Below are 26,758 nucleotides of genomic sequence, written 5' to 3'. Positions count from 1 at the left end.
TCCGGGTCAGGTCATGCCGATTTATCTCACTTATCGGCGCAGTCACGCACACCCATCTGATCGGCAACGTCAAAAATCATCCCGCCGCACCGATGGCTTCGCAGCCCCGGCCGCCCCTAGTGGGCCGGCTGGTCGCGGCCTGTTCACTCCGGAAGGTTTCCCATGGCACCCACACGACAGGGATCGGCGGCACAGACGTCGGCCTCGGGGCTGACGCTCGGCATCATCCTGGCCTGCCAGCTGATGATCGTCCTCGACGTGACGGTGCTGTACACCGCCATGCCGCACATCGAATCCGCCCTGCACTTCACCCTCGCCACCCTGTCCTGGGTGCAGAGCGCCTACACCCTCGGCTTCGGCGGGCTGATGCTGCTGGGCGCCCGCACCGGCGACATCCTGGGCCGCCGCCGCGTCTTCATCGCCGCCATCGCCCTGTTCACCCTGGCCTCGCTGGCCGGCGGGCTGGCCCAGTCGGCGGAGGGGCTGCTGATCGCCCGCGCCGTGCAGGGCATCGCCGCCGCCTTCGCCGCGCCCTCGACGCTGGCCCTGATGATGACCAGCTTCCCCGAGGGCCATGAGCGCAACCGGGCGGTGAGGCTGTACACCGCCGTGTCGGGCGCCGGCGGCGCCATCGGCCTGGTGCTGGGCGGGCTGCTGACCGACGCCGTCTCCTGGCGCTGGGTGATGTTCATCAACCTGCCGATCGGCCTGGGCCTGCTGATCCTGGCGCCGCTGTGCCTGCAGGAGACCGAGCGCCATCGCGGCCGGTTCGACCTGGCCGGCGCCCTGACCGTCACCTTCGGCAGCAGCGCCCTGGTCTACGGCCTGATCCGCGCCGTCACGGATGGCTGGGCCGACACGCTGACCGGCCTGTCCTTCGCTGCCGGCGCCGCCTTGCTGGCGGCCTTCGTCTGGGTCGAGCGGCGGGCGGCGCAGCCGATCACGCCGCTGCACCTGTTCGCCAGCACCGAGCGCTCGGGCGCCTATGCCGGCCGCATCCTGCTGATCGGCGGCAATCTCGGGACCTTCTTCTTCCTGACCCAGTATGTGCAGACCGGCCTGGGCTACAGCGCCCTGAACGCCGGCTTCGCCTTCCTGGCCCTGGTGGTGCCGCAGGTGCTGATGTCGACCTACGGGGTGCGGCGGCTGCTGCCGCTGGTCGGCCACCGGCTGCTGCTGGCCGGCGGGCTGGCGCTGGCTGTCGCCGGCATGGTCGGGCTCAGCCGGATCGGCGTCGACATCAGCTATTTCCCGCAGCTGGCGGTGCCCCTGGTCATCCTCGGCATCGGCACCGGCGCGGCCTTCGTGCCGCTGACCACGGCCGGGATCGCCGGGGTGGCGCCGCGCGACGCCGGCGCGGCCTCGGGGCTGGTCAACACCGCGCACCAGCTCGGCGGGTCGCTCGGCACCGCGGTGATCGTCGCCATCGTCGGACCTGTGGGCGACCCCGCGGCGGGCCCGCTGGTCGACGGCGTGGCCTCCCACCTCGCGGTGCGGTCCGCCCTGACCCATGCGCTGACGGTCTCGGCGACGGCGTCGGCGGCGTTCTTCGCGCTGGCCCTGGCCGTCGCGCTGCTGACCATGCGGCGCGCCGGAAGCCTCAAGCCGGCGGTCCCGAGCGAAGGCCGGGCCGGCTGATGCGATGCTCTAAGATTCGAAGCTGTCGAGGAAGTCCGCGGACGGAAGGAAGAACAGCGATCCGGTGACGGCGCGGCTGTAGTCCAGCAGCCGGTCATAGTTCCCCGGCGGCCGGCCGACGAACATGTTCTCGAGCATCTGCTCGATCCGGTGCGGCGACCGGGCATAGCCGATGAAGTAGGTGCCGAACTCGCCCTTCCCGACCTCCCCGAACGGCATGTTGTCGCGCACGATCTCCAGCTCCTCGCCATCCTCCACGATCGAGGTCAGCGCGTTGTGGGCGGAGGTCGGCTTGACCGCGTCGTCGAGCTCGATGTCGTCGAGCTTGGTCCGGCCGATGATGCCTTCCTGCTGCTCGACCGGCAGCCGGTTCCAGGCCTTGAGGTCGTGGAGGTATTTCTGCACCACGACATAGCCGCCGCCGGCGAACCCGGCATCCTCCTCGCCGATCGTGGTGGCGTCGATCCGGGCCTGGCCCTCGGGGTTCTCCGTCCCGTCGACGAAGCCGATCAGGTCGCGATCGTCGAAATAGTTGAAGCCGTGCACCTCATCGACCACCGCGACCGCGCCGTCGAGCTGCGCCATGATCTGGGTCGCCAGGGCGAAGCACAGATCCATGCGCCCGGCGCGGATGTGGAACAGGATGTCGCCCGGCGTCGAGACGGCGTGATGCACGCCCTTGATCTCGCGGAAGGGATGGAGGTCCCGGGGCTTCGGCGTGCCGAACAGCCGGTCCCAGGCGTCCGATCCGAAGCCCATGACGCAGGACAGCCCGCCGTCGAGGTCGCGGAAGCCCACCGCCCGCACCAGGCCGGCCAGCTTGCCGCACAGGGTCTTCACCGCATCGTCGTTCTCGTGTCCCGGATTGATGGTCGCGACCACGAAGATGGCGGCCCGGGTGAGCTTGGTGGCGACCGGCTGGCTTTGAACTGATGGCACTTGGTCGCATCCGTATAGTGACTGGCGTTGGTGACTGGCCCAGCACAACTCCGTGCGGCGCCCCGCACCACTATCCCCAGGGCCGCTGCCGGTGGCAACTCCGGAGGCCCGCGTCACACCGTCAGGTCGACCGCCGGCAGCGAGCGGCTGGGGCGGCGCGGATTGTAGATCACCACGATCGGGTCTCCCGGCGCCGGGCGGGGCCACAGCGTGCGGGAAGAGCCGCGGCCGTCATGCTCCCTCCCCGCCGCGTCGCGGAAGCGGTAGTGGACATAGATGCGGTGTTCCGGCCGGAACCGGAACGCGCCTTTCGGTGAAGCAGGGGAAGCCGGCGCCATGAGAAATGGCTCGGTCCGGGTCACGATGCCCTGGGCCGCGACGCCGTGGCGGGCGAGGCGCCAGCGCCGGATGGTGTTCGGCAGGGCGAACCAGAGGAACAGCAGCGCCACGAGGGCGGCCAGGATCCCACACGCGGCGGTGGAACCGCGGGTGCCGGCCACGGTCCAGACTTTCATCATCGCCGGAGCGCCCGGCAGCAGGGCCGAGGCGACAAAGCCACCCCCCAGGAGGAGGAGCAGACCGAAGAGGAGGCCGCTCTCCCAGGCGATTCGCCAGAAGCTCTTGTGGCGCCGCGGCGCGGAAGAGCCATTGAAATTGATCGCGTTGGACATGGGCAGCCTGAAATCGGATCGCTGGAAATGCGTCACTCGATGGCAGGAGTATGCTCCTACCGGCGATGGCCGCAAAGCCTCGACGCCACGGACACAGCCGAAATAAAATGTCTCCAGAGTCGCATCCAGCGCAACTCTGGCATGATATAGGTCAGTCTCATTGACATAAATCGGAGCCGCATGGTTCCGTGGGTCGACGCCGGGATGCGGCGCGCCCAGGACGACCGACCGAGGACCAGACCGATGAGCATCGGTGAGACCCACTACGCCACGCGCGCCGCCAAGATGCGCGCCTCCGAGATCCGCGAGCTGCTGAAGCTGCTGGACCGGCCGGGCGTGATCTCCTTCGCCGGCGGCATCCCCGACCCGGCGCTGTTCCCGACCGATGTCATCCGCGAGGGCTATGCCGCCGCGCTCGATGCCGGCGGCGCCGCGCTGCAGTATTCGGTCAGCGAGGGCTATGTCCCGCTGCGCCAGTGGCTGGTCCGGCACATGGCGTCGATCGGGGTGTCCTGCACCATCGACAACATCGTCATCACCTCGGGCTCGCAGCAGGGGCTGGACTATCTCGGCAAGCTGTTCCTGTCGCCGGGCGACACCGCGCTGGTGACCTGGCCGGCCTATCTCGGCGCGCTGCAGGCCTTCAACGCCTATGAGCCGCGCTACGACCGGCTGGCGCCGGAGCACGGCAACACCACGCCCGCGGCTTATCGCATGGCGGCTGAAGCCGCTGGAGGACGGGTGGCTTTGGCCTACCTGACCCCGGATTTCGCCAACCCGTCGGGCGAGACCCTGAGCCTGGACGGCCGCCGCCGCGCCTTGGCCCTGGCCGACGAGCTGGACATCCCGGTGATCGAGGACGCCGCCTACCAGCAGCTGCGCTACGACGGCGAGGATGTGCCGCCGCTGCAGGCGCTGGACGTCGCGGCCAAGGGCGGCGACATCGACCGCAGCCGGGTGATCCACAGCGGCAGCTTCTCCAAGACCCTGGCGCCGGGCCTGCGCATCGGCTGGATCTGCGCCGCGCGCGGCGTGGTGCAGAAGCTGGTGCTGACCAAGCAGGCGGCCGACCTGCACACCCCCACCATCAACCAGATGGTGATGCACCATGCCGCCGAGCACGCCCATGCGGCCCAGGTGGCGAAGATCCGCGCCGCCTACCGCGACCGCCGCGACCACATGCTGGCGGCCTTGCTGCGGCACATGCCGGCGGGGGTCAGCTGGACCCGGCCGCGGGGTGGCATGTTCATCTGGGTCACCCTGCCGGAGGGGCTGGACGGCGCCGAGCTGCTGGCCCGGGCGGTCGAACAGGGCGTCGCCTTCGTCCCCGGCCGCGCCTTCCACGCCGACGGCACCGGCGGCAACAGCCTGCGCCTGTCCTTCTCGCTGGCCGACGCGGCGGCGATCGAGACCGGCATCGGCCGGCTCGGCGCCCTGATCGCGGGGGCGGCGCGGGAAGCGGCCTGAGGGAAGGCGCGCTCGGGCGCGGCAGCAAGAACCGGATTGGCCCGACCCGGCCCATGACCGAGAACACCGCCTCGTTTCCACCACGAGGAGGATCCGGCATGGTCGACCGGCTGACGCCCGAGCGGCGGTCCTGGCTGATGGCCCGGATCCGGAGCAAGGACACGCTGCCGGAGCGCCGCACCCGCAGCGCCGCGCACGCCATGGGCCTGCGCTTCCGGCTGCACCGGCGCGACCTGCCCGGCACGCCGGACCTGGTGCTGCCGAAGCGGCGGGTGGCGCTGTTCGTGCATGGCTGCTTCTGGCACCAGCATCCCGGCTGCCGCAAGGCGCGCCAGCCTCAGACCCGGCCGGACTATTGGGCGGCGAAGTTCCGGGCCAATGCCGAGCGCGACGTCCGGGCCGCGGCGGCGCTGGAGGCCCGCGGCTGGCGTGTCGTCATCCTGTGGGAGTGCGAGACCGAGGATGCCGAGGGCCTGCGGCGGCGGCTCGGCGAGCGCATCGACGGCGACCGGCCCGGCCTTGCCGGCGCCGGCGGTCAGCCCTCCGGCGTTTCGTCCCGGAAATAGGGCTCGACCACGCCGTTCATCTTCATCGTCAGGGGGTGGCCGCGCCGGTCCAGCGCCTTGCCCATCGACAGCCGGACCCAGCCTTCGCTGACGCAGTACTCCTCGACATTGGTCCGCTCGGTGCCGTTGAAGCGGATGCCGATGCCCCGGCGCAGCACGGCCTCGTCGTAATGCGGGCTGTTCGGATTGTTCGAGAGGTGGTCGGGCGGGGTCTGGGTCATGGCGGCGGCCTTCACAGCAAAATCACCCCGCGTGATAGCCGCCCGCGGCCGCGCTGCCAACCACGCTATCGTCGCCGCCCCTTGACCGTCCCGAGTTTCCGCCCTTAGGCTGAATCGCAATTAAGGAAGCAATTCCACAATAACGGAATTACCCGAAAAGGGATTCCAGCCACCGCAGCGAGGCGCAATCATGTCGGGATCGGATCGGACGGAGACCGGTGTCACACAGGGCGAGGCTATGGCCTCGGGCCCTGATGTTGCTGGGATGTCGCGGCGCGCGGTGCTCGGCGGCACCGCCACACTGGCCATGGGGATGACGATGGCGAACGGCGCGAGGGCGGCGGAGATCAAGGCGGGATCCCGGCTGCTCTATGTCTGCAGCTACACCGGCAAGACCGGCAATGGCCCGGGCATCACCCTGGTCCGGCTGGACGCGCAGAAGGGCCGGCTGGAGACGGTGAAGAGTTTCGCCGGGCCGAACCCGTCCTGGCTGGCCTTCGCCCCCGATGGCGGCCACGCCTATGCGGTCAACGAGATCGACTCCTTCGGCGGCAAGGCCCAGGGCTCGGTCACCGCCTACCGGGTCGACCGCGCCAGCGGCGACCTGACCGCGCTGAACAGCGTCGGCTCCGGCGGCACCGGGCCGGCGCATTGCAGCGTGCATCCCGCCGGCCGCCACGTGCTGGTGGCCAATTACGGCGGCGGCCAGGTGACGGTGCTGCCGATCGCGGCGGACGGGTCGCTGGCCGAGGCCACCGATGTCCAGGCGCCGCAGGGCCCCACCGGCCCGACCACGGCCGAGGCCGCGCCGCCGGGCAGCTTCGCCTGCAGCGGCCACGACGCCTCGCATGCCCATATGGTCGAGGCCGACCCGCAGGCGCGCTTCGTGCTGAGCACCGATCTCGGCCAGGACCGCACCTATGTCTGGACCCTCGACCCCGAGGCCGGAAAGCTCCACCCGGCCGACCCGGCCTTCTTCGCCACCGCCTCGACCGGCGCCGGGCCGCGCCACTTCGCCTTCCATCCGGATGGCCGCATCCTCTACACCCTGTATGAGGAAGCGTCGCAGCTGGCGGTGCACGGCTACGACCCCGCGACCGGCCGCACCGCGCTGCTGCAGAAGACCGGCACGCTGCCGCCGGGCTTCGCCGGGTCCAGCTTCGCCTCGGCCCTGACGGTCAGCGCCGACGGCCGCTTCCTCTATGCCGGCAACCGGCTGCACAACAGCATCGCCATCTTCGCCATCGGCGGCGACGGCAAGGTGCGCTGGCTGGACGCGGAATGGACCCGCGGCGACTACCCCAACCAGATCGCGCTCGACCCCACCGGCCATTTCCTGTTCGCCTGCAACCGGCGCAGCGACCAGGTGACCCTGTTCCGGGTCGACCGCCGCTCCGGCAAGCTGGACTTCACCGGCCAGTACCTGCCGGTGGGCAGCCCCAACATGGTGGCCTTCGCGCCGGGCTGAGCCTGCCCTACTCAACCTCCACCACCACTTTCCCGGCGGTGTTGCCCGCGGCCACCGCGGCGTGGGCGGCCTCGGCCGTGGCCAGGGTGAAGCGGCGCGGGTCGACCACCGGCGCCAGGGTGCCGGCCTCGGCCAGCGCCCCGGCCTGGCGCAGGATCTCGCCGTGCCGGGCGCGGCCCTCGCCGGTCAAGAGCGGCAGTAGGGTGAAGACGCCGGAATAGGTCGCGGCGCGGAACGACAGCGGCGCCAGCGCGTGGCTGCCCCAGCCCAGGCTGCTGACGACATGGCCGAAGCGCCGCACCGCCTGGAACGAGGCGTCGAGCACCGGCCCGCCGACCGTGTCGTAGACCAGGTCGAAGCCGCGGCCGGCGGTGTGGGCGGCGACATACTGCTCCACCGTCACCGCCTCGTGGTCGATCGGGGTGGCGCCGAGGCGCCGCACCAGATCGTGCTGCCCGGCCGAGGCGGTGGCGAAGACCCGCGCCCCGAAGGCCCGGGCGATCTGCACCGCGACATGGCCGACGCCGCCTGCGCCGCCCTGGACCAGCACGTCCTGCCCCGCGCGCACCGCGGCGCGGTCGACCAGCCCTTCCCAGGCGGTGATCACCACCAGCGGCAGCGCCGCGGCCTCGCGCATCGTCAGGCTGGCCGGCTTGGGCGCCAGCAGCGCCGCATCCACCGCCGCATAGTCGGCCAGCGACCCCTGGTGGCCGCCGACGCCGCCGGTCATGCCGTAGACCTCGTCGCCCGGCCTGAAGCCCGCGACGCCGGGTCCCACCGCCGCCACCGTGCCCGCGAGGTCGATGCCGAGGATGCCGGGCAGCGGATGCCGGGCGTGCGCCGCGGCGCCGGCCCGGATCTTGAGGTCGAGCGGGTTGACGCCGCTGGCGGCGATCCGCACCAGCACCTGGCCGGCGGCCGGCACCGGCCGGGCCAGCTCGGCAAGGCGGAACGGCGCGTCCGGCCGGTCGAGCACCAGCGCGCGCATGGAGGGGATATCGGTCATGGCTAGCTCCTCAAGGTCGAGGCCCGAGAGATGGCCCATGCCCGGCCGATCCGAAATCGAAGAGAATGTTCGAGATCCATGCATTTTTGTATGATCCCGGCATGGAATGGAGCGACCTCAAGATCTTCCTGGCGGTGGCGCGGGCCGGCACGCTGGGCGCCGCGGCCCGGCAGTTGGGCCAGACCCAGCCGACCATGGGACGGCGGCTGCGGGCGCTGGAGCAGGCGGTCGGCCAGACCCTGTTCCAGCGCACCCGCGACGGCTTCGTGCTGACCGCCGAGGGCGAGGCCGTGCTGGCCCATGCCGAGCGCATCGAGGAGGAGGCGATCGCCTTCGAGCGCACCCTCGCCGGCCAGGGCCGGGCGCTGGAGGGGATGCTGCGGGTCTCGGCGTCGGACTGGTTCGGCGCCCGGGTGCTGACCCCGGTCCTGGCCGGTTTCACCCGCGCCCATCCCGGCGTCACGGTCGAGCTGGTCACCGATGCCAGGCTGTTCAGCCTGGCCCGGCGCGAGGCCGACCTGGTGGTGCGGATCCGGCCCTTCGACGAGCCCGAGGTGGTGCAGCGCCGGCTGACCCATGTGCCCTACGCGCTCTACGCCGCGGCGGGCACCCCGCCGCCGGTGGCCGGCGACGGTGCCGGCAGCGCCCTGGTCACCATGGACACCGCCTTCGAGGCGCTGCCGGATGTCGGCTGGCTGACCCGGCTGCTGCCGCGCGCCCGCATCGCCTTCCGCAGCAACAACCGCGAGGCCCAGGCGCGGGCCTGCGCCGCCGGGGCCGGCTTCGCCGTGCTGCCCCGGCCGCTGGGCGATGCCGAGCCGGGTCTGGCGGCGATCGACCTCGGCGAGGCCCCGCCGGGCCGCGACGTCTGGATCGGCTTCCACCGCGACCTGCGCCGCCTGGCCCGGCTGCGCGCCCTGCTGGACACGCTGCTGGACCGGCTGGCGGGATAGGGCTGAACCCAATCGGGTCCTCGTCCCGTAGGGGGCTCGGTTTGCTTTGGCTCTGTCATGGGACAGGCCGGCTCTCCCCCTCACCCCAGGGAGAGGGCGAAGCCCTCTTCCCTCTCGGCCCATTCCTCCTGAGTCCCCCCTCCCCTTGCGGGAGGGGGTTAGGGGGAGGGGTCTGCGCGCGTCCGCGCGCGACTGCGCAAAGGACAGGCTTCGCCATCGACGGCTGGATCTTCGGAATCGAGGCCGGCTCCAGCGGCGAAAACCCCCTCCCCCTACCCCCCWCCCGCAGGGGGAGGGGGACTAAGAGAAGGCGCGCCGCTCCACACCTCTCCTTGGGGAGAGGTCGAAATCGCGCAGCGATTTCGGGTGAGGGGGTGGCCCCGGCCCATCCAGCCCGTCACCCGGTATCCGGCGCGTCCGGCTTGAAGCCGAAGATCATCGGGCTGAGCCCGAGCGACCGGCAGAGGCGGTGGGCCGCGGTGGCGATGGTCTCGGTGTCGAGCATCTCGACCGCATCCGCCTCCTGCAGCCGCACCGCCAGCCCGGCCCGGAGCGCCGGGATCCAGGCGGGATCGGCGCATTCCGCAAAGTCCCGCTCGACCGCGGCGGTCACCGCCTTCCGGCGCTTGGCCCGGATCGCCCGGATCTCCGCCGGGCTGCCCGCCGGCCGGGCCGGGCGCGGCGTGGCCGGCCATTCCTCGCCGCGCCAGCGCTGCCAGGTCTCGGACAGGCCGAGGCCGCAGGCCACCCCAGCCATCACCGACCCCACCGGCCGGTCCTCGACCTGGACATCCTGGTCCTCGTAGAGCCCATCGACCCGCTCCTCGAGATCGTCCTTCAGGGCGTTGAAGCGGCCCTCATCCTCGATCTCCTCGCAGATCATGTCCTGCAGCGTGTCCTGGACCTCGTCGCGGTGGCGGTCGCGGCGGGCCTTGCGGGCCGCCAGGCGGTCGGGGGTCTCGGCCCGGTCCTGGGCGCACAGCTTGTCGGCGGTGCGGGCGCGCTGGGCCAGCGACTGATGCACCGTGCGGGAGAAGCGGCTGAAGGCCAGCCCGGCCTCCCGCGCCTCGGCCCTGGCCGCCGCGGCCTCGTCGGTCCCGGGCGCCGCGGCCCTCACCTGGGCCTGGGCGTCGAGGGCGCGGGCGCCCTCGCCCCTGACCAGCTGCAGACTGATCTCGGCGATCTCGGTGAGCATCTCCATCTGCTGCAGCGCGAGGCTGCGGCAGTGGGCCTGGATGTCGAAACCTTCTGGTGCTGCCTCCATGGAACGCATCATGAACGAGTCGTTCCACTTAACACAATGCACATTGTGTTTACGCCTGCGCCTCTCCCGCTTGCGGGACCCTTTCGGAATGAACCGAGCCCATTCCTTTCTTGTCCCCCCTCCCCTTGCGGGAGGGGGTAGGGGGAGGGGTCTGCGCGCGTCCGCGCGCGAATGGGGCAAAGGACAGGCTTCGTCGTCGGAGCCAAATTGCCAGGGTCGTGGCCGGTTCGGGGCATCGGAAACCCCCTCCCCCWACCCCCTCCCGCGAGGGGAGGGGGGACTCTTTTTAACCTCCGCCGCTGGCGGTATCGCTCACCCCCGATACACCGGCGCCCCGTACGGCGCGCCGGAGCCGCCGCCGTCGACGAAGATCTCGGTGCCCTGGATGTTGCTGGATTCGTCCGAGGCCAGGAACAGCACCGTGTTCGCCACCTCCTCGGCCTTGCCGAAGCGGCCGAGCGGGATGCCGCGGGTGATGCGCTGCTCCAGCGCCGCCCGGGCTTCTGGCGTCGGCGCCACAGCATCCCAGATCTCGGTATCGGTGGCGCCGGGCGACACCACGTTCACCCGGATGCCGCGCGGCGACAGCTCGGACGCCAGCACCCGGCCCATCGACCGCACCCCGCCCTTGCTGGCGGCATAGGCCGACCAGCCCGGCGCGCCGTAGACGCTGTGCACCGAGCCGTTGAGGATGATCGAGGCCCCGTCGTTGAGATGCGGCAGCGCCGCCTGCACCGCGAAGAACACGCCGGTCAGGTTGATGCGCAGGATCTGTTCGAACTGCTCGAGCGCGGTCTGGCCGATCGGGGTGGTGCCGCCGACGCCGGCATTGGCGAAGACGATGTCGATCCTGCCGAAGCGCTGTGCCGTCTCCGCCGCCGCCCGCTCCATCGCCGCGACATCCGTGGTGTCGGCCTGCAGCGCCAGCACCGCATCGCCCAGCTCGCGCGCCGCGGCGTCCAGCGTCTCGCGGTTGCGGCCGGTGATCGCCACCCGCGCGCCCTCGGCCACGAACCGCCGGGCCGTCGCCAGGCCGATGCCGGCGTTGCCGCCGGTGATCAGCGCGACCTTGTCCTGCAATCTCATCACGATCTCCTGCACCCCGTCGGGGCGTCGCTTGCATAGGGTGCCGCGCATCCCTGGCGGCGGTGGCCTGACGACCCCATATTCTGCATGATGGCCGTCATCCTGATTGAGGAGATGATAACCGTCATCCTGATTGTCAACCGGTGTGGGGAGATATCGCCATGGGCCATTCGCGGGACGACAAGGCGGCCAGCCACGACCGGATCGTGCGGATCGCGGCGGCGCGCTTTCGCGAGTCGGGGGTCGACGGCCTCGGCGTCGCCGAGCTGATGCAGGAGGCGGGGCTGACCCATGGCGGCTTCTACCGCCACTTCGCCTCACGCGACGACCTGGTGGCCGAGGCGGTGGAGATGGCGCTGGGCCACAGCCGGGTGCAGACCACCACCACCCGACCGGACGGCGCGCCGCGCGACTATGCCGAGTTCGTGGCGACCTATCTCGACCCGGCGCACCGCGACGATCCGGCGAATGGCTGTGCCGTGGCGGCGCTGGCCGGCGAGGCCGGGCGCCTGGACGAGCGGCCGCGGGCGGCCTTCACCCGCCAGTTCAAGAGCAACCTGGACAGTGTCGCCGCCATGCAGCGGGCGAAGGACCCGGACGCCAGCCGGGCCTACGCGCTGCTGGCGGCCAGCGCCCTGGTCGGCGCCGTGGCCCTGTCGCGCGCCGTGTCGGACCCGGCGCTGTCGGACGAGATCCTGGCGGCGGTCCGCGCCAGGCTGGTCGCGCTGGCGGAGGGCCAGCCTTAGCCCGGGACCTTGGCCGATTCCGCCGGCGTCTGGGTGGTCAGCGACAGGGCGTGCACCCGGTCCTTCAGCTCCGCCGCCAGCAGGTCGTAGACCAGGCGCTGGCGGTCGACCCGCGACTTGCCGGTGAAGGCCTCGGACACGATCCGCACCCGGAAATGGCTTTCGCCCTGCCCGTCATGCCCGGCGTGGCCGGCATGGCGGTGGCTGTCGTCGATGATCTCCAGCTGCGCCGGGGCCAGCGCATCCTCGATCTTGCGGCGCATGCTTTCGGCGATCTGCATCGGTCTCGACCTCTTCCGTTCCGGTCTCTCCCGACCGTGATAGCAGAGGCCGCCCCGGCCGGGGAGGTCCTGCGGAAGATCCCGCAGACCCCGGCTGCCCTCCTACCCGCCTATGCCGCAAGCGCCGATGCTGCGACACGGCGGCAGGTCTGATCCCCACCGCGTCGGCTTGTCAGGCGAATGAGCCCTGCCCATACTCGCACCATGGCCACTGCAAACCGCAGATATCACCGGACGTATGAGGAGCCGGCGCCGTCAGCGCGCCGCTGCGATCATCCGGGCTGCGCCGGCGCAGGGGAATTCCGCGCGCCGAAGTCGCGCCAGCATCTCAACGAGTACTACTGGTTCTGCCTCGACCATGTGCGGGAGTACAACCGCGGCTGGAACTACTACCAGGGCATGAGCGCCGACCAGATCGAGCGCGAGGCCCGCCGCGACACGGTGTGGGACCGGCCGACCTGGCCGATGGGCAGCTGGCGCGCCGAGCAGCGGCTGCGCGACCGGATCTACCGCAGCTTCGCCGAGGGCGCCGGCGACAACCCGTTCCGGGCCGGCGCCGAGGCGCAGGAGGAGGCTCAAGCGGGCCGCCCGCTGACCGAGCAGGAGAGCGCGATGAAGACGCTCGAACTCGCTCCCCCTTTCGACCTGAAAGCGCTCAAGGCGCGCTACAAGACGCTTGTCAAACTGCATCACCCGGACGCCAATGGCGGCAGCCGCGATGCCGAGGAGAAGTTCAAGACCATCAACCACGCCTACACCGTGTTGAAGGCTGGCTTCGCCTCGTAACCCGCCACCGCGTACTCCGTTACCTCTGGAATTTGGACTTCGACTGGATCATGAGCGCTGACACCTCCACCACGCTGCCCGACATCAAGGTTTCCGTCCGGCAGACCTTCGGCATCGACAGCGACCTGCAGGTGCCCGCCTTCTCCTCCGCCACGCCGCACGTGCCGGATGTCGACAGCGCCTACCGCTTCGACCGCGACACCACCATGGCCATCCTGGCCGGCTTCGCGCACAACCGCCGCGTCATGATCCAGGGCTATCACGGCACCGGCAAGTCGACCCATATCGAGCAGGTCGCGGCCCGGCTGAACTGGCCCTGCGTCCGCGTCAACCTGGACAGCCACATCAGCCGCATCGACCTGGTCGGCAAGGACGCCATCGTGCTGCGCGACGGCAAGCAGGTGACCGAGTTCCGCGAGGGCATCCTGCCCTGGGCGCTGCAGAACCCCTGCGCCATCGTGTTCGACGAATACGACGCCGGCCGGCCGGACGTGATGTTCGTGATCCAGCGCGTGCTGGAGGTCGAGGGCAAGCTGACCCTGCTGGACCAGAACCGGGTGATCAAGCCGCACCCGGCCTTCCGCATCTTCTCCACCGCCAACACCGTCGGCCTGGGTGACACCACCGGCCTGTATCACGGCACCCAGCAGATCAACCAGGGCCAGATGGACCGCTGGTCGATCGTGGCCACCCTGAACTACCTGCCGCATGACGCCGAGGTCGAGATCGTGCTGGCCAAGGTGCCGGATTTCGACAATGAGGACGGCCGCGCCAAGATCAACGCCATGGTCCGCCTGGCCGACCTGACCCGTGCCGGCTTCATCGGCGGCGACATCTCGACCGTGATGTCCCCCCGCACGGTGATCACCTGGGCCGAGAATGCGCGGATCTTCGGCGATGTCGGCTTCGCCTTCCGCCTGACCTTCCTGAACAAGTGCGACGAGGTCGAGCGCTCGACCGTGGCCGAGTACTACCAGCGCTGCTTCGGCACCGAACTGCCGGAAAGCGGCGTCCGCGCCCATCTGGCGTGAGGCCGGGTCGCGGGACTTTTCTTCCTGTCATGCCCGGACTTGATCCGGGCATCCAGAGGATGTCGAAACCCTCTGGATTGCTGGGTCAGGCCCGGCAATGACAGGCTAAAGCGGAAGCGGCGAAAGCCGCAGAGACGAAGCAGGCGATGCCCCAGGACGACAGCCCGATCGAGGTCTTCAAGCGCGCCACCACGGCGACGGTGCGCGCCATTGCCGAACGGCCCGACATCACCGTCGCCTATTCCAGCGAGCCGCCCGGCGTCGCCGGCACCCGCGCCCGGCTGCCGCAGCCCTCGCGCCTGCTGACCACCGCCGAGGTGGCCAAGGTGCGCGGCGCCGCCGACGCCGTGGCGCTGCGCCTGCGCCACCACAACGCCAAGGTCCACGCCGCCCGCATGCCGCAGGGCGACATCGCCCGCGCCGCCTTCGAGGCGCTTGAGCAGGCGCGCTGCGAGGCGATCGGCGCCACCCAGATGGCCGGCGTCGCCGGCAACCTGACCGCGGCGCTGGACGACCGCTACAAGCGCCAGGGCCTGGACCGCGTCACCGAGCGCGAGCAGGTGCCGCTGGCCGAGGCGGTGCGGCTGGCCGCCCGCGAGGCGATGACCGGCGAGAAGCCGCCGCCGAACGCCCGCCACGCCGCCGAACTGTGGAAGTCCTGGCTGGAAAGCCGCATCGGCCGGACGCTGCACCAGCTGGCCGAGGCGATGGAGGACCAGGACGCCTATGCCCGCCAGGCCAAGCACCTGCTGGCCGAGCTGGACGTCGAGATCGGCCAGGAGGACGAGAGCGAGGAGACCGAGGAGGGCGACGACGACGAGAAGTCGCAGGGCGAGCAGCCCGAGGAGGAGGGCCGCGAGGGCGAGCAGGTCAGCGCCAGCGCCGACGACAGCGACAGCGACCCCGAGAGCGGCGACGAGACCGACGCCGAGGGCGCCGAGCAGGAGGATTCCTCCGACGACAGCGACGAATTCGCCACCGAGGACACCGACGCGCCGGGCCAGCCCTGGCGCGACGACCAGACCGGCCCGTTCGACCCCACCGGCCTGAACTACAAGGCCTACACCACCCAGTTCGACGAGGTGGTGGTGGCCGAGGACCTGTGCGACGCCGACGAGCTGTCGCGCCTGCGCCTGATGCTGGACCAGCAGCTGCAGCACCTGCAGGGCGTGATCGCCAAGCTGGCCAACCGGCTGCAGCGCAAGCTGATGGCCAAGCAGACCCGGTCCTGGGATTTCGACCTGGAGGAAGGCATCCTGGACGCCGCCCGGCTGGCCCGGGTGGTGATCAACCCGCTGACGCCGCTGTCCTTCAAGATGGAGCAGGACACCGATTTCCGCGACACGGTGGTGACCCTGCTGATCGACAATTCCGGGTCGATGCGCGGCCGGCCGATCACCATCGCCGCGATCGCCGCCGACATCCTGGCGCGGACGCTGGAGCGCTGCGGCGTGAAGGTCGAGATCCTGGGCTTCACCACCCGCGCCTGGAAGGGCGGCATGGCGCGCGAGCGCTGGATCCAGCAGAGCAAGCCGCAGAATCCGGGCCGGCTGAACGACCTGCGCCACATCATCTACAAATCCGCCGACGCCCCCTGGCGCCGCGCCCGCAAGAATCTGGGCCTGATGCTGCGCGAGGGCGTGCTGAAGGAGAACATCGACGGCGAGGCGCTGCTGTGGGCCCACAACCGCATCGTCGGACGGTCGGAGCAGCGGCGCATCCTGATGGTGATCTCGGACGGCGCGCCGGTCGACGACTCCACCCTGTCGGTCAACCCCGGCAACTATCTCGAACGCCACCTGAAGCAGGTGATCGAGTACATCGAGCGCTGGTCGCCGGTGGAGCTGGTGGCGATCGGCATCGGCCATGACGTCACCCGCTACTACCGCCGCGCCGTCACCATCGTCGACGCCGAGCAGCTGGGCGGCACCATGATCGATAAGCTGGCCGAGCTGTTCGACGAGGCGCCGAAGAAGGCGGCCGCGGGCCTGCGCCGGGCGGGGTGAACCGGCGGGGCCGCGCCCCATCGCTGCGAACCGACGACACAGTCCGTTCCCTTCACTGACCGGACGCCCGTCCGCCAGGACCGGTTCCGCACCCCGCGGGCGATGCCGTTCGGCCGCAGCCGCCCGCCGATCGCCGCCGGATATCCACACCGATGCCACAATAGTGGTAATCATGGAGGGGTATATCGGCCTTCATATTTTCCTCCCGATTTGGAAAGATGTTCGCCGGGCATTCTCGGTTTTCGCCACGGCCAGCCGAGTACAGGACCAGAATCGACGGGGATCGCTGCAGTAGTCATTTTTTCCTTTTCTAGGAAATGCCGGAGCGTTTGCGATGTCTGCATGCCATGATCGACCAGGGCGCGACGAGCATGCGGCGATGCGTGCCGGTCCGACATTTGATCCCGCCCGGGCGGCGCAGGCAGAAGGATCGGTCGAATGACCGCGGGCGCGCAGGCGATCCTGCAGACCGTGCAGCGGATCTACGACGCGGCGCTGGAGCCCGATGGCTGGCCGCAGTGCCTCGACGCAGTGCGCGACATCGTCGGCGGCAGCCATGCCATCTTCAGCACCTCGACGCCGCTCGGCGTCGACCTGTCGACCTGCAGCCGGATGGACGTGCAGCTTCACTCCAGCCGCTGCGACCGCATCCTGCACAGCGACTTCTGGGCCGAGCAGATGCGGCGGTTCCCGGCCGGCGTCGCCCGCACCCAATCCTCGATGCTGCCGGTGCGGGACTATGAGCGGACGGATTTCTACCAGGAGCTGATCCGGCCGATCGGCGGCGGGCTGGCCGCCGTCGCCGTGCCCTGGCGCCAATCCTCCGACTGGTCGGCGGTCCGCGTCTGCCGCCCGCTGCATGACCGGGATTTCGGCGAGGCCGAGCTGACCACGCTGCAGACCCTGGTGCCCCATCTGGCCAAGGCGGGCCGGCTGAGCCGCCGCCTGGCCACCACCGACCCGCGCGCGGCCGGCGCCCTGGCCGCGATCGACGCGCTGGGCATCGGGCTGATCCTGCTGGACCGGCAGGGCCGGCCGACCTACCGCAACGAACGGGCCGAAGCCATCATCGCCGCGCGCGACGGGCTGCTGGCCGACAGCTACGGCATCGCCACCGCGCTGCCGGCCCAGACCCGGGTGCTGCACCAGGCGATCGCCGCGGCCATGCTGATGGGCGGCGGCCCGGACGACATGGACGCCGCCTTGTCCAGCAGCGGCGACATGGCCCGGCGCATCCCGGTGTCGCGCCGCCCGCCGAACGGGCCGCTGGTGCTGACCGTGGTGCCGGCGCCCACCATCGGCCGCCGGATCGACCGCGAGGATGCCGGCGGCGTGGCCGTGCTGGTGTCCGACCCCGACCGGCGCCTGCGCATCGACACGGGCGGGCTGGTGACGACCTATGGCCTGACCCGGCGCGAGGCCGACCTGGCGGCGCTGATCGCCGACGGCTCCGGCCCGGCCGAGGCCGCCGCAACCCTCGGCATCTCGATCGGCACCGCCCGCCACTACCTCAAGCAGGTGTTCGAGAAGACCGAGACCCACCGGCAGGCCGATCTGGTCCGCCTGCTGCTGCACAGCTTCGTGGCCGCCGACATCGACGCCGTCACCGGGCGCTGAGCGGCCCTCCGCGACCCCGACCGGCGTCGGCTTGACCGGCCGGGCCGGATCGGGCCTGCTGCGGCCGATTTCGACTCAGAAGGCGCCGCCATGCCCGCCCCGATCCTGGAGACCGGCCCGGTCCTGGAGACAGACCGCCTGATCCTGCGCCCGACGCAGGCGGAGGATTTCGAGGGCTGGGCCGCGATGATGGCCGATGCCGAGGTCGCCCGCGCCCTCGGCGGCGTGCAGCCGCGCACCACGGCCTGGCGCGGCTTCATGATCATCGCCGGGGCCTGGGCGATCCAGGGCTTCGCCATGTTCTCGGTGATCGAGAAGGCGACCGGCCGCTGGATCGGCCGGCTCGGCCCGTGGCAGCCGGAAGGCTGGCCGGGCACCGAAATCGGCTGGGGCCTGTGCCGCGAGGCCTGGGGCAAGGGCTACGCCACCGAAGGCGCCGCCGCGTCGATCGACTGGGCCTTCGACCATCTCGGCTGGACCGAGGTGATCCACTGCATCGCGCCGGAGAACGAACCGTCCAAGGCGGTGGCGCGGCGGCTGGGATCGGTGTTCCGCGGCCCCGGCCGGCTGCCGGCGCCGCTGGACAGCCTCGACATCGAGATCTGGGGCCAGACCCGCGAGGAATGGCGCGCCCGCGCCGGGGGCCGGCGGTGACGGTCGCGATCCGCGCCGGCCGGCTGGACGACAATCCCGAACTGCTCGACATCTGGCTGCGCGCCGTGCGGGCCACCCACCACTTCCTGACCGAGGACGACATCCAGCTCTTCGTGCCGCTGCTGCGCGACCACTATCTCGCGATGGCCGAGCTGTGGGTCGCGGCCGGGGCGGGCGATGCGCCGGTCGGCTTCATGGGCCTGGCCGAGGCGAAGGTGGAGATGCTGTTCGTCGACCCGGACCGGCACGGCCTGGGCACCGGCCGGGCGCTGCTGGCGCATGCCGCGGCGCTGAAGGGCGCCCTGACCCTCGACGTCAACGAGCAGAACCCCGGCGCCGTCGCCTTCTACCGCAGATGCGGCTTCCGCGAGACCGGGCGGTCCCCGGTCGACGGCATGGGCATGGCCTTCCCGCTGATCCACATGGCCGCGGAAGCCTGACCGGACGACCGGTCAGCCCAGCAGCGCCGCAAGCTTGTCGAGACAGTCCTCTCAGCCGGCGATCTTGAGAATGCCGCGAAGATCCGCTACCGCCACAGCGGGACCATGGGGATGCGGGATGATCGGGGTCTTCGATTCGGGCACGGGCGGGCTGACGGTGCTGCAGGCCCTGGCGCACGACCTGCCCGGCCAGCGCTTCGTCTATCTCGGCGACCACCGCCACGCCCCCTACGGCAACCGCGAGCCGGAGGAGATCTACCAGCTGACCGTGGCGGCGGTGGAGCGCCTGTTCGGCCTGGGCTGCCGGCTGGTGGTGGTGGCCTGCAACACCGCCGCCGCCAACGGGCTGCGCCGGCTGCAGCAGAGCTGGCTGCCGTCGCATCACCCCGACCGCCGGGTGATCGGGGTGCTGGTGCCGATGGTCGAGGCCATCACCGGCGTGCCCTGGATGGCCGACATCCGCACCGGCCGGCACCGCGGCGAGCCGCGCACCGTCGCCATCTTCGCCACCCGCCACACCGTGCGCAGCGGCGCTTTCGTCGAGGAGATCGGCAAGCGGGCGCCGGAGGTGACGGTGGTGCAGCAGGCCTGCCCGGTGCTGGTGACGCTGATCGAACAGGCGGCGCCGGAGGCGGTGCTGCGCCGCGCGGTGCGCCGCTACGCGGCCTTGCTGATGCGGCAGCTCGGGGGCGTGCCGCCGGATGCGGTGATCCTGGGCTGCACCCATTACCCGCTGATATCAGGGCTGTTCGCCGAGGCGCTGCCGCCCGGGGTCGAGATGCTGTCCCAGCCCGACATCACCGCCCGCAGCCTGGCCGCCTATCTTGAACGCCACCCCGAATTCGACACCGCGGACGGGACAGCGGCGCCTTTGCCCCGCTTCTATACGACCGGCGATGCCGAAAAGGTCTCCGCCCTCGCCACCCGCTTCTACGGCCGCCCGGCCGTGTTCGAGCCGATCGGGGCGGCCTGAGGCCCCGCGAGTCTGAGCCCAATTCTCCGGTCGCGTCTCGGCACGCCCCTTCACTTGTCATGCCACGGCTTGACCGTGGCATCCAGGGGCGGCCAGAGCGGCTCGTCGTGGCCCCTGGATTGCCCGGTCAAGCCGGGCAATGACAGTAAAGGATAGATCTCGACCGTCAGACGCAGGTCGAGTTCGCAAGCACGAACCCAACCTACGCCCTACCGGGAATAGGCCAGGCGCAACCCGGGCTCGGGCCAATCCATCGCCACCAGCCGCCCGGTGCCCGACAGGGTGATGTAGGCGGTCTTCAGATCCGGCCCGCCGAAGCAGATGTTGGTCGCGACCGGGTCGGGAAGCATGACCTGCCGCAGGACGGTGCCGTCCGGAGAGATCACGGTGATGCAGCCGGTGATCAGCGTCGCGACACAGATGTTGCCATGGGCATCGACGGCCATGCTGTCGAAGCGCTGGTATCCGGGCAGGCCGCAGACCAGCCGGCCGCCATGCGGCGATGGGAACGGGTGCCGCCGCGGCCGCCCCGGCGCATCGAGGTCGAAGGCCCACAGCCGCCCGGTGTCGGTTTCCGCGACATAGACCGTGGAGTCGTCCGGCGACAGGCCGACGCCGTTCGGCATCTCCATGGGATAGGCGACCTCGACGATCTCAGAGCCGTCGGCGCGGGCGTAGTACAGCCCGCCATAGTCGCGGTCGCGCTCCCGGTGCTTGCCGTAATCGGTGAAGTAGAAGCCGCCCGACCGGTCGAAGACGATGTCGTTCGGGCCGCACAGCCGGTTCTCGCCGCAGCGGTCGTAGAGGGTCCGGACCTCGCCCGTGGCGAGATCGAGGCGTTCGATCCGCCCGCCGCTGTACTGCGGGTGGACGCCGCGGCGCATCCGGTTGTAACCGCCGTCCATGTGGAACAGGAAGCCGCCGTTGTTGCAGACATAGAGGGCGCCATCCGGGCCGACCGCCAGACCGTTCGGCCCGCCGCCGAGCGTCGCCACCACCTCGACCGTTCCGTCTGGCCGGACGCGGCTGACGGTTTCCCGCTGGATCTCGACGACCAGGACGGAGCCATCGGCCTCGGCCACGGGCCCTTCCGGGAACAGCAGCCCGCTGGCGACGGTACGGATATCAGGCATTGTCCCCTCCCAACCTACCCCAGCTTCGGCACCGCCCGGCCGAAGCCGTTGCGGCTGGCCCAGGATTCGATCGCGCGGGCGGCGGCCAGAACGGCGCGGTCGCCGCGGCGGCGGCCGATGATCTGCAGGCCGAAGGGCAGCCCCGCTGCGTCGCGGCCGAAGGGCAGCGCCACCGAGGGCAGCCCCGCCAGGGTCGGGCCATAGGCCAGCGCCAGCCAGTGGAAGTAGCTGGACAGTTCGGCGCCGTCGATCGTCGCCGGGTACCAGTCCTTCCACGGGAAGGGCGGGTGGCCGGCCACCGGGCAGATCACCACGTCGACACCGGCCAGGAAGGCATCGAAGTCGCGCAGCACCCGGGTCTGCACCGTCAGCGCCGAGGCGACGTCGGCGAGGCCCAGCTTCAGGCCGGCCGCGACATTGGCGCTGACATTCGGCCCCACCTTGTCGGGCGTGGCCTCGACCTTCTCGCGATGGCCGGCGACGAAGCCGACGGCGCGCAGCGTGGCGAAGGCCTGGTCGACCCCGCGCATGTCGACCGCGAAGTCGGCGCGGCGGCCGAAGGCGGGCTCCAGCGCCTCGCGGGCCGCGCGGAAGGTGGTGCGGACGCGGCTGTCGACCGGGGCGAAGCCGAGATCCTCGGTGAAGGCCGCGGACAGGCCCGACAGCTCCGGCGCCTCGAGCGAGCGGAACGGCGCGCCATCGACGCCGAGCGACAGCGGGTCGCGCGGGTCGTCGCCGACCATCACCGACAGCATCAGCGCCGCATCGGCCACGGTGCGCGCCATCGGCCCGTCGACCGACAGCGGCGACCAGCCATGGCCGCGGGTCTCGGTCGGGATCAGCCCCGGCGTCGGGCGGAAGCCGACGATGCCGCAGTAGGAGGCCGGGGTGCGCAGGCTGCCGGCGAGGTCGGAGCCGGTGGCCAGCGGGACCATGCCGCAGGCCAGCGCCACCGCCGAGCCGCCGGAGGAGCCGGCGCAGGTCAGCTCATGGTCGAAGGGGTTGAGCGTAGGCCCGAACACCTCGTTGCGGGTGTTGGCGCCGGCGCCGAATTCCGGGGTGTTGGTCTTGGCCAGCACGATGGCGCCGGCCTGGCGCAGCACCGCCACCACCAGCTCGTCGGCGGCCGGCACGTTGTCGGCGAACAGCGGCGAGCCATAGGCGGTCAGCAGCCCCTCGGTCTCGCTGAGGTCCTTCACCCCGATCGGCAGACCGTGCAGGGGGCCGAGGGCGTCGCCGCGCCGCACCGCCGCCTCGGCTCGCTGAGCCTCCGCCCGGGCGCGGTCATAGGCGGTGGCGGTGATGGCGTTGACCGCCGGGTCCGCCGACTCGATCCGGGCGATGCAGCTCTCCACCAGCTCCACCGGCGAGATCTCGCCCGCCCCGATCAGGCGCCGCAGCTCCACCGCCTCGCGATCGCACAGCTCCGCCATGTCAGCCTCTCCGGTTCATGTCGGGCAAATGTGCGAGGCCGGTCGCGGGGGCGTCAACCGCGATCCGTGGCCACCAGATCCCCATATTCCGGGTGGCGCCGGATCACCGCGGTGATGAAGGGGCAGAGAGGCCGCACCTTCAGCCCGGCGGCGCGGACCCGGTCGAGCGTGGCGAGCACCAGGGCAGTGCCGATTCCGCGGCCGGACAGCGCCTGCGGCACCTCGGTGTGGGTCAGCGCCAGCACATCGCCCAGGCGGCGGTATTCGACCACCGCCACGGCGCCGTCGACCGCCATCTCGTAGCGGCTCAGCGCCGGATTGTCGGCCACCTCGGCCATGTCCCTGCCTCCATCGGATTGCGGCCGGCAGTCTAAGCGCGGCCCGCCATCGAAGGCGAGGTTGACTCCACCGCAGATCGGAACAAATTAGCAACATGACCGAGACCCTGACCACCCTGGCGAAGCTCGACATCCTGGCCGATGCGGCGAAATACGACGCGTCCTGCGCCTCCTCCGGCGCCACCAAGCGCGATTCGCGGGACGGCAAGGGCCTCGGCTCCACCACCGGCGCCGGCATCTGCCACTCCTACACGCCGGACGGGCGCTGCGTGTCGCTGCTGAAGATCCTGCTGACCAATTTCTGCCAGTACGACTGCGCCTACTGCATCAACCGCCGGTCCAGCAACGTGCGGCGGGCCCGCTTCACCATCGCCGAGGTCGTCGACCTGACCATCCAGTTCTACAAGCGCAACTACATCGAGGGGCTGTTCCTGTCGTCCGGCATCATCCGGTCGGCCGATTACACCATGGAGCAGCTGGTCGAGGTGGCGCGCCGGCTCCGGCATGACCATGGCTTCCGCGGCTACATCCACCTGAAGACGATCCCCGAGGCGAGCCCAGAGCTCCTGGAAGCCGCCGGCCGCCACGCCGACCGGCTGTCGATCAACATCGAGCTGCCGACCGAGGACGGGCTGACCCGGCTGGCGCCGGAGAAGCGCAGCCGGACCATCCGCGGCGCCATGGGCCGGCTGCGGCTGGGGATCGACGAATCCGAGGCCGAGCCGAAGGCGCCGCGCTTTTCCCCGGCCGGGCAGAGCACCCAGCTGATCGTCGGGGCCGACGGCGCCGACGATTCCACCATCCTCGGCACCGTCGCCGGCCTCTATGCCGGCTACCGGCTGAAGCGGGTCTACTACTCCGCCTTCAGCCCGATCCCGGAGGCGAGCAGCGCCCTGCCGCCCCACGCCCCGCCCCTGCAGCGCGAGCACCGGCTGTACCAGGCGGACTGGCTGATGCGGTTCTACGGCTTCGACGCCGGCGAGATCCTGGCCGACGTGCCCGGCGGGATGCTGGACCTCGCCATCGACCCGAAGCTGGCCTGGGCGCTGCGGCACCGCGACCGCTTCCCGGTCGACGTCAACCGGGCCGAGCGCGGCCTGATGCTGCGCATCCCCGGGCTGGGCGCGCGGACGGTCGAGCGGATCGTGGAGACGCGCCGGCACCACAGCCTACGGCTGGCGGATTTGGCCCGCCTGACCGGCGCGCTGAAGCGGGCCCTGCCCTTCATCATCGCCGCCGACCACCGGCCGACCCGGCTGCTGGACCGGGCCGACCTGCGCGCCCGGCTGGCCCCGCCCACGCAATTGTCGCTGTTCGCCTGATGCGCGCGGTCGTCATTCGCGAGCCCGACGATCTCGATGGCTTCCGGCAAGCGGCGCGCGGGCTGATCGCGGCGCAGGTGCCGCCGGGCGCGGTGTCCTGGCACGAAGGCGGGGATCCGCCGCTGCTCGGCGAGATCCCGCCGGCCGCGGCCGAGGCCCCGCCCCTCGCCGTGCCGGCGCGGTTCCAGGATCTGGCCGGGGCCGCGATCTGCCATCGCGATCCCGAGCGGTTCGCCCTGCTGTATGCGGCGCTGTGGCGGCTGGCCCATGGCGAGCGGAGCCTGCTGCGGATCGCCTCGGATCCCCTGACCGGCCGGCTGGAGCGGATGGCCCAGGCGGTGCGCCGCGACGCGCACAAGATGACGGCCTTCCTGCGCTTCCGCCGGGTCGAGGCCGAAGGTGACGGGGCAGGCGAGCACTTCATCGCCTGGTTCGAGCCGGAGCACCACATCCTGCGCCGCGTGGCCCCGTTCTTCACCGGCCGGTTCGCGGCGATGCGCTGGTCGATCCTGACGCCCGAGGGGTCGCTGCATTGGGACGGGGATAAGATCGCCTTCGGCCCCGGCATGCGGCGCGACCAGGCGCCGGAGGGCGATGTGCAGGAGGACGCCTGGCGGCGCTACTACCGCGCCACCTTCAACCCGGCCCGCGCCAACCCGGTGGCGATGCGGGCGGAGATGCCGAAGAAATACTGGCGGAACCTGCCGGAGGCCGGGCTGATCCCGGGCCTGCTCGGCGATGCCCGGGCGCGCACCCGCGCCATGATCGACGCATCGCCCGAACCGCCGCGCAAGCCGATCCCGGCGCCCGACCTGCATCGCCCGGGCCCTGCCGGCACGCTGGCCGGCCTGGCGTCGGAGATCGCCGCCTGCCGGCGCTGCCCGCTGCACGGCCCCGCCACCCAGCCGGTGTTCGGCGAAGGCCCGGCGGACGCGGCGGTCGCCTTCGTCGGCGAGCAGCCGGGCGACCAGGAGGATCTGGCGGGCCGTGCCTTCATCGGCCCGGCCGGGCAGGTCTTCGACCGCGCCCTGGCCGATGCCGGCATCGACCGCGGCCGGGTCTACATCACCAACGCGGTGAAGCATTTCAAGTACCAGCTGCGCGGCAAGCGGCGCATCCACCAGCGGCCGAACAGCGGCGAGGTCGAGGCCTGCCGCTGGTGGGTCGACCGTGAGCTGGCCCTGATCCGGCCGCGGCTGGTGGTGGCGCTGGGCGCGACCGCGGCCCGATCCCTGTCGGGCCACGCGGCCCCGCTGGCCGAAATCCGCGGCGTGCCGGTCCGCTTCCGTGGCGACCTGCCGGGGCTGGTCACCGTCCATCCGTCCCACCTGCTGCGGCTGCCGGACCGGCAGGCGCAGCAGGCGGCCTATGAGCGGTTCGTCGAAGATCTCCGGCACGCCGCCCTGCTGGTGCCGGAGATCGGTGTCGCCCGGATCTGATCGTCAGCGGGCGCAGTCCGCGGCGGGGACCAGCGCCGGCCCGCGGCGGTCGAGCCGCAGGCTGAACGCCGCCACCGCCAGCCCGGCCAGCGGCACCAGGGCGGCGACCCAGGGCACGGCGCCGAGGCCGGGGCCCTGGTCGATCACCACACCGCCGAGCCAGGCGCCCAGCGCGTTGCCCAGGTTGAAGGCGGCGATGTTGAAGCTGGAGGCCAGGCTCTGGCCGGCGCCTTGCGCCTTCTCCATCACCCACATCTGCAGCGGCGCGACGGTGGCGAAGCCGGCGGCCCCGAGCAGGCCGACGAAGACGATGGCCAGGACCTGGCTGTGGATGGCGAAGGTCATCAGCCCCAGCACCACGGCCAGCACCACCATGCTGCCCAGCACCGTCGGCACCAGCCAGCGGTCGGCGAACCTGCCGCCAGCCAGGTTGCCGACCACCAGCCCGCCGCCGAACACCAGCAGGATCGGGGACACCGCACCTTCCGAGAAGCCGGTGATCCGGGTCAGGATCGGCGCGATATAGGTGAAGACGGCGAACACGGCGGCGAAGCCGAGGACGGTGGTCAGCAGGCCCAGCAGCACCGGCCGGCGGGCCAGCACCCGCAGGTCCTGGCGCCAGTCGCTGGCCTCCGGCGCCGCCTTGTCCTTCGGCACGGCGACGGCGATCACGGCCAGGGCGGCGATGCCGACGGCGGTCACCGCCCAGAAGGTGGCGCGCCAGCCGAAGCCCTGGCCCAGCCAGGTGCCGAACGGCACGCCCAGGATGTTGGCCACGGTCAGGCCGGTGAACATGATGGCGATGGCCGAGGCCCGCTTGTCCGCCGGCACCAGGCCGGTGGCGACCACCGAGCCGACGCCGAAGAAGGTGCCATGGGCGAAGGCGGTCAGGATGCGCGCCGCCATCAGGGTGTTGTAGTCCGGCGCCACCGCGCAGGCGAGGTTGCCGATGGTGAAGATCACCATCAGGCCCAGCAGTACGGTCTTGCGCGACATCCGCCCGGTCAGGGTGGTCAGGATCGGCGCGCCGGCGACGACGCCGAGCGCGTAGCCGCTGATCAGCAGGCCGGCGGTGGAGATCGAGACGCCGAGATCGGCGCCGACCTGGGGCAGCAGGCCCATGATGACGAATTCGGTGATGCCGATGCCGAAAGCACCGACGGCAAGGGCGTAGAGGGCGAGGGGCATGATGGCCGACCTTCCGATGAACCAACCTTCCGTGAAACGGTCACCGCAAGATGGGCACCCCGGCCGTTTGCGATTATCCTTCGCCGCGGCCG

The 26,758-nt window shown here is 71.2% G+C and carries 26 protein-coding genes; 15 read left to right on the top strand and 11 right to left on the bottom strand.

Annotated elements, in window-relative coordinates:
- Positions 1 to 162: 162 nt before the first annotated feature.
- On the top strand, positions 163 to 1,638 hold the full coding sequence (locus AB4112_RS01010; protein ID WP_441716659.1) for an MFS transporter: 1,476 nt from the start codon (positions 163 to 165) through the stop codon (positions 1,636 to 1,638).
- Positions 1,639 to 1,647: 9 nt separating this feature from the next.
- Here the strand turns inward: AB4112_RS01010 and AB4112_RS01005 are convergent, their stop codons facing one another.
- Together AB4112_RS01005 and AB4112_RS01000 are read right to left on the bottom strand one after the other, a co-directional pair.
- Positions 1,648 to 2,577 carry a Dyp-type peroxidase gene (locus AB4112_RS01005; protein WP_441716657.1) on the bottom strand — a complete coding sequence of 310 codons (930 nt, stop codon included), beginning with the start codon at positions 2,575 to 2,577 and terminating at the stop codon, positions 1,648 to 1,650.
- 113 nt (positions 2,578 to 2,690) lie between these two features.
- A complete protein-coding gene (locus tag AB4112_RS01000) occupies positions 2,691 to 3,248 on the bottom strand; it encodes a DUF3592 domain-containing protein (protein WP_441716655.1) in 558 nt (185 codons plus the stop codon).
- 243 nt (positions 3,249 to 3,491) lie between these two features.
- Here AB4112_RS01000 and AB4112_RS00995 point away from each other — a divergent pair, with 243 nt between their 5' ends.
- Positions 3,492 to 4,715, top strand: coding sequence for an aminotransferase-like domain-containing protein (locus AB4112_RS00995; protein ID WP_441716653.1), 1,224 nt, complete (start codon positions 3,492 to 3,494; stop codon positions 4,713 to 4,715).
- Between the two features lie 98 nt (positions 4,716 to 4,813).
- Positions 4,814 to 5,281, top strand: coding sequence for a very short patch repair endonuclease (locus tag AB4112_RS00990; protein ID WP_441716651.1), 468 nt, complete (start codon positions 4,814 to 4,816; stop codon positions 5,279 to 5,281).
- Here the strand turns inward: AB4112_RS00990 and AB4112_RS00985 are convergent.
- Positions 5,251 to 5,502 carry a DUF3297 family protein gene (locus AB4112_RS00985; RefSeq protein ID WP_441716649.1) on the bottom strand — a complete coding sequence of 84 codons (252 nt, stop codon included), beginning with the start codon at positions 5,500 to 5,502 and terminating at the stop codon, positions 5,251 to 5,253. The genes AB4112_RS00990 and AB4112_RS00985 overlap by 31 nt on opposite strands.
- A 265-nt stretch (positions 5,503 to 5,767) precedes the next feature.
- Between AB4112_RS00985 and AB4112_RS00980 the strand changes: the two genes are divergently transcribed.
- Entirely contained in the window at positions 5,768 to 6,970 is a 1,203-nt protein-coding gene (locus AB4112_RS00980) for a lactonase family protein (protein ID WP_441716647.1), read from the top strand.
- A 7-nt stretch (positions 6,971 to 6,977) separates the two neighbouring features.
- Here AB4112_RS00980 and AB4112_RS00975 read toward each other — a convergent pair whose 3' ends face one another.
- The gene (locus tag AB4112_RS00975; protein ID WP_441716645.1) at positions 6,978 to 7,976 is read right to left on the bottom strand and encodes a zinc-dependent alcohol dehydrogenase family protein; all 999 of its coding nucleotides are present in this window, start codon (positions 7,974 to 7,976) and stop codon (positions 6,978 to 6,980) included.
- A gap of 101 nt (positions 7,977 to 8,077) precedes the next feature.
- Here AB4112_RS00975 and AB4112_RS00970 point away from each other — a divergent pair, with 101 nt between their 5' ends.
- Positions 8,078 to 8,929, top strand: a complete 852-nt coding sequence (locus tag AB4112_RS00970) for a LysR family transcriptional regulator (protein ID WP_309801386.1) — start codon at positions 8,078 to 8,080, stop codon at positions 8,927 to 8,929.
- Between the two features lie 397 nt (positions 8,930 to 9,326).
- Here the strand turns inward: AB4112_RS00970 and AB4112_RS00965 are convergent, their stop codons facing one another.
- Positions 9,327 to 10,205 (bottom strand): hypothetical protein, encoded by an 879-nt coding sequence (locus AB4112_RS00965; protein WP_441716643.1) that lies wholly within the window; start codon positions 10,203 to 10,205, stop codon positions 9,327 to 9,329.
- A gap of 300 nt (positions 10,206 to 10,505) precedes the next feature.
- Positions 10,506 to 11,279, bottom strand: coding sequence for a glucose 1-dehydrogenase (locus AB4112_RS00960; protein ID WP_441716641.1), 774 nt, complete (start codon positions 11,277 to 11,279; stop codon positions 10,506 to 10,508).
- A gap of 161 nt (positions 11,280 to 11,440) precedes the next feature.
- Between AB4112_RS00960 and AB4112_RS00955 the strand changes: the two genes are divergently transcribed.
- Positions 11,441 to 12,025, top strand: coding sequence for a TetR/AcrR family transcriptional regulator (locus AB4112_RS00955; RefSeq protein WP_441716639.1), 585 nt, complete (start codon positions 11,441 to 11,443; stop codon positions 12,023 to 12,025).
- Here the strand turns inward: AB4112_RS00955 and AB4112_RS00950 are convergent.
- Positions 12,022 to 12,306: a BolA family protein gene (locus tag AB4112_RS00950; RefSeq protein WP_441716637.1), complete on the bottom strand. Its 285-nt coding sequence runs from the start codon at positions 12,304 to 12,306 to the stop codon at positions 12,022 to 12,024. The two genes, AB4112_RS00955 and AB4112_RS00950, sit on opposite strands and share 4 nt — an antisense overlap.
- Positions 12,307 to 12,510: 204 nt before the next feature.
- Between AB4112_RS00950 and AB4112_RS00945 the strand changes: the two genes are divergently transcribed.
- The 7 genes from AB4112_RS00945 (at position 12,511) to murI (ending at position 19,813) form a co-directional block, all read left to right on the top strand.
- Positions 12,511 to 13,092 (top strand): J domain-containing protein, encoded by a 582-nt coding sequence (locus AB4112_RS00945; protein WP_309801379.1) that lies wholly within the window; start codon positions 12,511 to 12,513, stop codon positions 13,090 to 13,092.
- Positions 13,093 to 13,142: 50 nt separating this feature from the next.
- Complete coding sequence (gene cobS, locus AB4112_RS00940) at positions 13,143 to 14,123, top strand: cobaltochelatase subunit CobS (RefSeq protein ID WP_309801378.1); 981 nt, start codon at positions 13,143 to 13,145, stop codon at positions 14,121 to 14,123.
- A 146-nt stretch (positions 14,124 to 14,269) separates the two neighbouring features.
- A complete protein-coding gene (gene cobT, locus AB4112_RS00935) occupies positions 14,270 to 16,129 on the top strand; it encodes a cobaltochelatase subunit CobT (protein WP_309801376.1) in 1,860 nt (619 codons plus the stop codon).
- A 438-nt stretch (positions 16,130 to 16,567) separates the two neighbouring features.
- Entirely contained in the window at positions 16,568 to 17,746 is a 1,179-nt protein-coding gene (locus AB4112_RS00930; RefSeq protein ID WP_309801374.1) for a helix-turn-helix transcriptional regulator, read from the top strand.
- Positions 17,747 to 17,836: 90 nt separating this feature from the next.
- Complete coding sequence (locus tag AB4112_RS00925; protein ID WP_309801372.1) at positions 17,837 to 18,400, top strand: GNAT family N-acetyltransferase; 564 nt, start codon at positions 17,837 to 17,839, stop codon at positions 18,398 to 18,400.
- Positions 18,397 to 18,840 (top strand): acetyltransferase, encoded by a 444-nt coding sequence (locus AB4112_RS00920; RefSeq protein ID WP_441716633.1) that lies wholly within the window; start codon positions 18,397 to 18,399, stop codon positions 18,838 to 18,840. The genes AB4112_RS00925 and AB4112_RS00920 overlap by 4 nt, the downstream gene beginning before the upstream one ends.
- A gap of 118 nt (positions 18,841 to 18,958) precedes the next feature.
- Positions 18,959 to 19,813, top strand: a complete 855-nt coding sequence (gene murI / locus AB4112_RS00915; protein WP_441716631.1) for a glutamate racemase — start codon at positions 18,959 to 18,961, stop codon at positions 19,811 to 19,813.
- A gap of 209 nt (positions 19,814 to 20,022) precedes the next feature.
- Here murI and AB4112_RS00910 read toward each other — a convergent pair whose 3' ends face one another.
- The 3 genes from AB4112_RS00910 to AB4112_RS00900 are packed head-to-tail and all read right to left on the bottom strand — an operon-like array spanning position 20,023 to position 22,717.
- Complete coding sequence (locus tag AB4112_RS00910) at positions 20,023 to 20,946, bottom strand: SMP-30/gluconolactonase/LRE family protein (RefSeq protein ID WP_441716629.1); 924 nt, start codon at positions 20,944 to 20,946, stop codon at positions 20,023 to 20,025.
- Between the two features lie 14 nt (positions 20,947 to 20,960).
- A complete protein-coding gene (locus AB4112_RS00905; RefSeq protein ID WP_441716627.1) occupies positions 20,961 to 22,379 on the bottom strand; it encodes an amidase in 1,419 nt (472 codons plus the stop codon).
- Between the two features lie 53 nt (positions 22,380 to 22,432).
- The gene (locus AB4112_RS00900; RefSeq protein ID WP_309801365.1) at positions 22,433 to 22,717 is read right to left on the bottom strand and encodes a GNAT family N-acetyltransferase; all 285 of its coding nucleotides are present in this window, start codon (positions 22,715 to 22,717) and stop codon (positions 22,433 to 22,435) included.
- 95 nt (positions 22,718 to 22,812) lie between these two features.
- Between AB4112_RS00900 and AB4112_RS00895 the strand changes: the two genes are divergently transcribed.
- Positions 22,813 to 24,039: a putative DNA modification/repair radical SAM protein gene (locus AB4112_RS00895; RefSeq protein ID WP_441716625.1), complete on the top strand. Its 1,227-nt coding sequence runs from the start codon at positions 22,813 to 22,815 to the stop codon at positions 24,037 to 24,039.
- Entirely contained in the window at positions 24,039 to 25,478 is a 1,440-nt protein-coding gene (locus AB4112_RS00890; protein ID WP_309801361.1) for a UdgX family uracil-DNA binding protein, read from the top strand. Before AB4112_RS00895 ends, AB4112_RS00890 begins: the two co-directional genes overlap by 1 nt.
- A 3-nt stretch (positions 25,479 to 25,481) precedes the next feature.
- Here AB4112_RS00890 and AB4112_RS00885 read toward each other — a convergent pair whose 3' ends face one another.
- A complete protein-coding gene (locus AB4112_RS00885; protein WP_309801359.1) occupies positions 25,482 to 26,666 on the bottom strand; it encodes an MFS transporter in 1,185 nt (394 codons plus the stop codon).
- Between the last annotated feature and the right edge of the window lie 92 nt (positions 26,667 to 26,758).

It is taken from the genome of Inquilinus sp. 2KB_23 (assembly GCF_052115705.1).
Classification (GTDB): domain Bacteria; phylum Pseudomonadota; class Alphaproteobacteria; order DSM-16000; family Inquilinaceae; genus Inquilinus; species Inquilinus ginsengisoli_A.
The sequence above is the reverse complement of the archived record's forward strand: the minus strand, read 5'-3'. Positions and strand labels throughout refer to the sequence as shown.

Bases quoted from the DNA above. Each gene is read 5' to 3' on its own strand.
- AB4112_RS01010 (WP_441716659.1), top strand. From the start codon at position 163: ATGGCACCCACACGACAGGGATCGGCGGCACAGACGTCGGCCTCGGGG.
- AB4112_RS01000 (WP_441716655.1), bottom strand. From the start codon at position 3,248: ATGTCCAACGCGATCAATTTCAATGGCTCTTCCGCGCCGCGGCGCCAC.
- AB4112_RS00995 (WP_441716653.1), top strand. From the start codon at position 3,492: ATGAGCATCGGTGAGACCCACTACGCCACGCGCGCCGCCAAGATGCGC.
- AB4112_RS00990 (WP_441716651.1), top strand. From the start codon at position 4,814: ATGGTCGACCGGCTGACGCCCGAGCGGCGGTCCTGGCTGATGGCCCGG.
- AB4112_RS00985 (WP_441716649.1), bottom strand. From the start codon at position 5,502: ATGACCCAGACCCCGCCCGACCACCTCTCGAACAATCCGAACAGCCCG.
- AB4112_RS00980 (WP_441716647.1), top strand. From the start codon at position 5,768: ATGTCGCGGCGCGCGGTGCTCGGCGGCACCGCCACACTGGCCATGGGG.
- AB4112_RS00975 (WP_441716645.1), bottom strand. From the start codon at position 7,976: ATGACCGATATCCCCTCCATGCGCGCGCTGGTGCTCGACCGGCCGGAC.
- AB4112_RS00970 (WP_309801386.1), top strand. From the start codon at position 8,078: ATGGAATGGAGCGACCTCAAGATCTTCCTGGCGGTGGCGCGGGCCGGC.
- AB4112_RS00965 (WP_441716643.1), bottom strand. From the start codon at position 10,205: ATGATGCGTTCCATGGAGGCAGCACCAGAAGGTTTCGACATCCAGGCC.
- AB4112_RS00960 (WP_441716641.1), bottom strand. From the start codon at position 11,279: ATGAGATTGCAGGACAAGGTCGCGCTGATCACCGGCGGCAACGCCGGC.
- AB4112_RS00955 (WP_441716639.1), top strand. From the start codon at position 11,441: ATGGGCCATTCGCGGGACGACAAGGCGGCCAGCCACGACCGGATCGTG.
- AB4112_RS00950 (WP_441716637.1), bottom strand. From the start codon at position 12,306: ATGCAGATCGCCGAAAGCATGCGCCGCAAGATCGAGGATGCGCTGGCC.
- AB4112_RS00945 (WP_309801379.1), top strand. From the start codon at position 12,511: ATGGCCACTGCAAACCGCAGATATCACCGGACGTATGAGGAGCCGGCG.
- cobS (WP_309801378.1), top strand. From the start codon at position 13,143: ATGAGCGCTGACACCTCCACCACGCTGCCCGACATCAAGGTTTCCGTC.
- cobT (WP_309801376.1), top strand. From the start codon at position 14,270: ATGCCCCAGGACGACAGCCCGATCGAGGTCTTCAAGCGCGCCACCACG.
- AB4112_RS00930 (WP_309801374.1), top strand. From the start codon at position 16,568: ATGACCGCGGGCGCGCAGGCGATCCTGCAGACCGTGCAGCGGATCTAC.
- AB4112_RS00925 (WP_309801372.1), top strand. From the start codon at position 17,837: ATGCCCGCCCCGATCCTGGAGACCGGCCCGGTCCTGGAGACAGACCGC.
- murI (WP_441716631.1), top strand. From the start codon at position 18,959: ATGATCGGGGTCTTCGATTCGGGCACGGGCGGGCTGACGGTGCTGCAG.
- AB4112_RS00910 (WP_441716629.1), bottom strand. From the start codon at position 20,946: ATGCCTGATATCCGTACCGTCGCCAGCGGGCTGCTGTTCCCGGAAGGG.
- AB4112_RS00905 (WP_441716627.1), bottom strand. From the start codon at position 22,379: ATGGCGGAGCTGTGCGATCGCGAGGCGGTGGAGCTGCGGCGCCTGATC.
- AB4112_RS00900 (WP_309801365.1), bottom strand. From the start codon at position 22,717: ATGGCCGAGGTGGCCGACAATCCGGCGCTGAGCCGCTACGAGATGGCG.
- AB4112_RS00895 (WP_441716625.1), top strand. From the start codon at position 22,813: ATGACCGAGACCCTGACCACCCTGGCGAAGCTCGACATCCTGGCCGAT.
- AB4112_RS00890 (WP_309801361.1), top strand. From the start codon at position 24,039: ATGCGCGCGGTCGTCATTCGCGAGCCCGACGATCTCGATGGCTTCCGG.
- AB4112_RS00885 (WP_309801359.1), bottom strand. From the start codon at position 26,666: ATGCCCCTCGCCCTCTACGCCCTTGCCGTCGGTGCTTTCGGCATCGGC.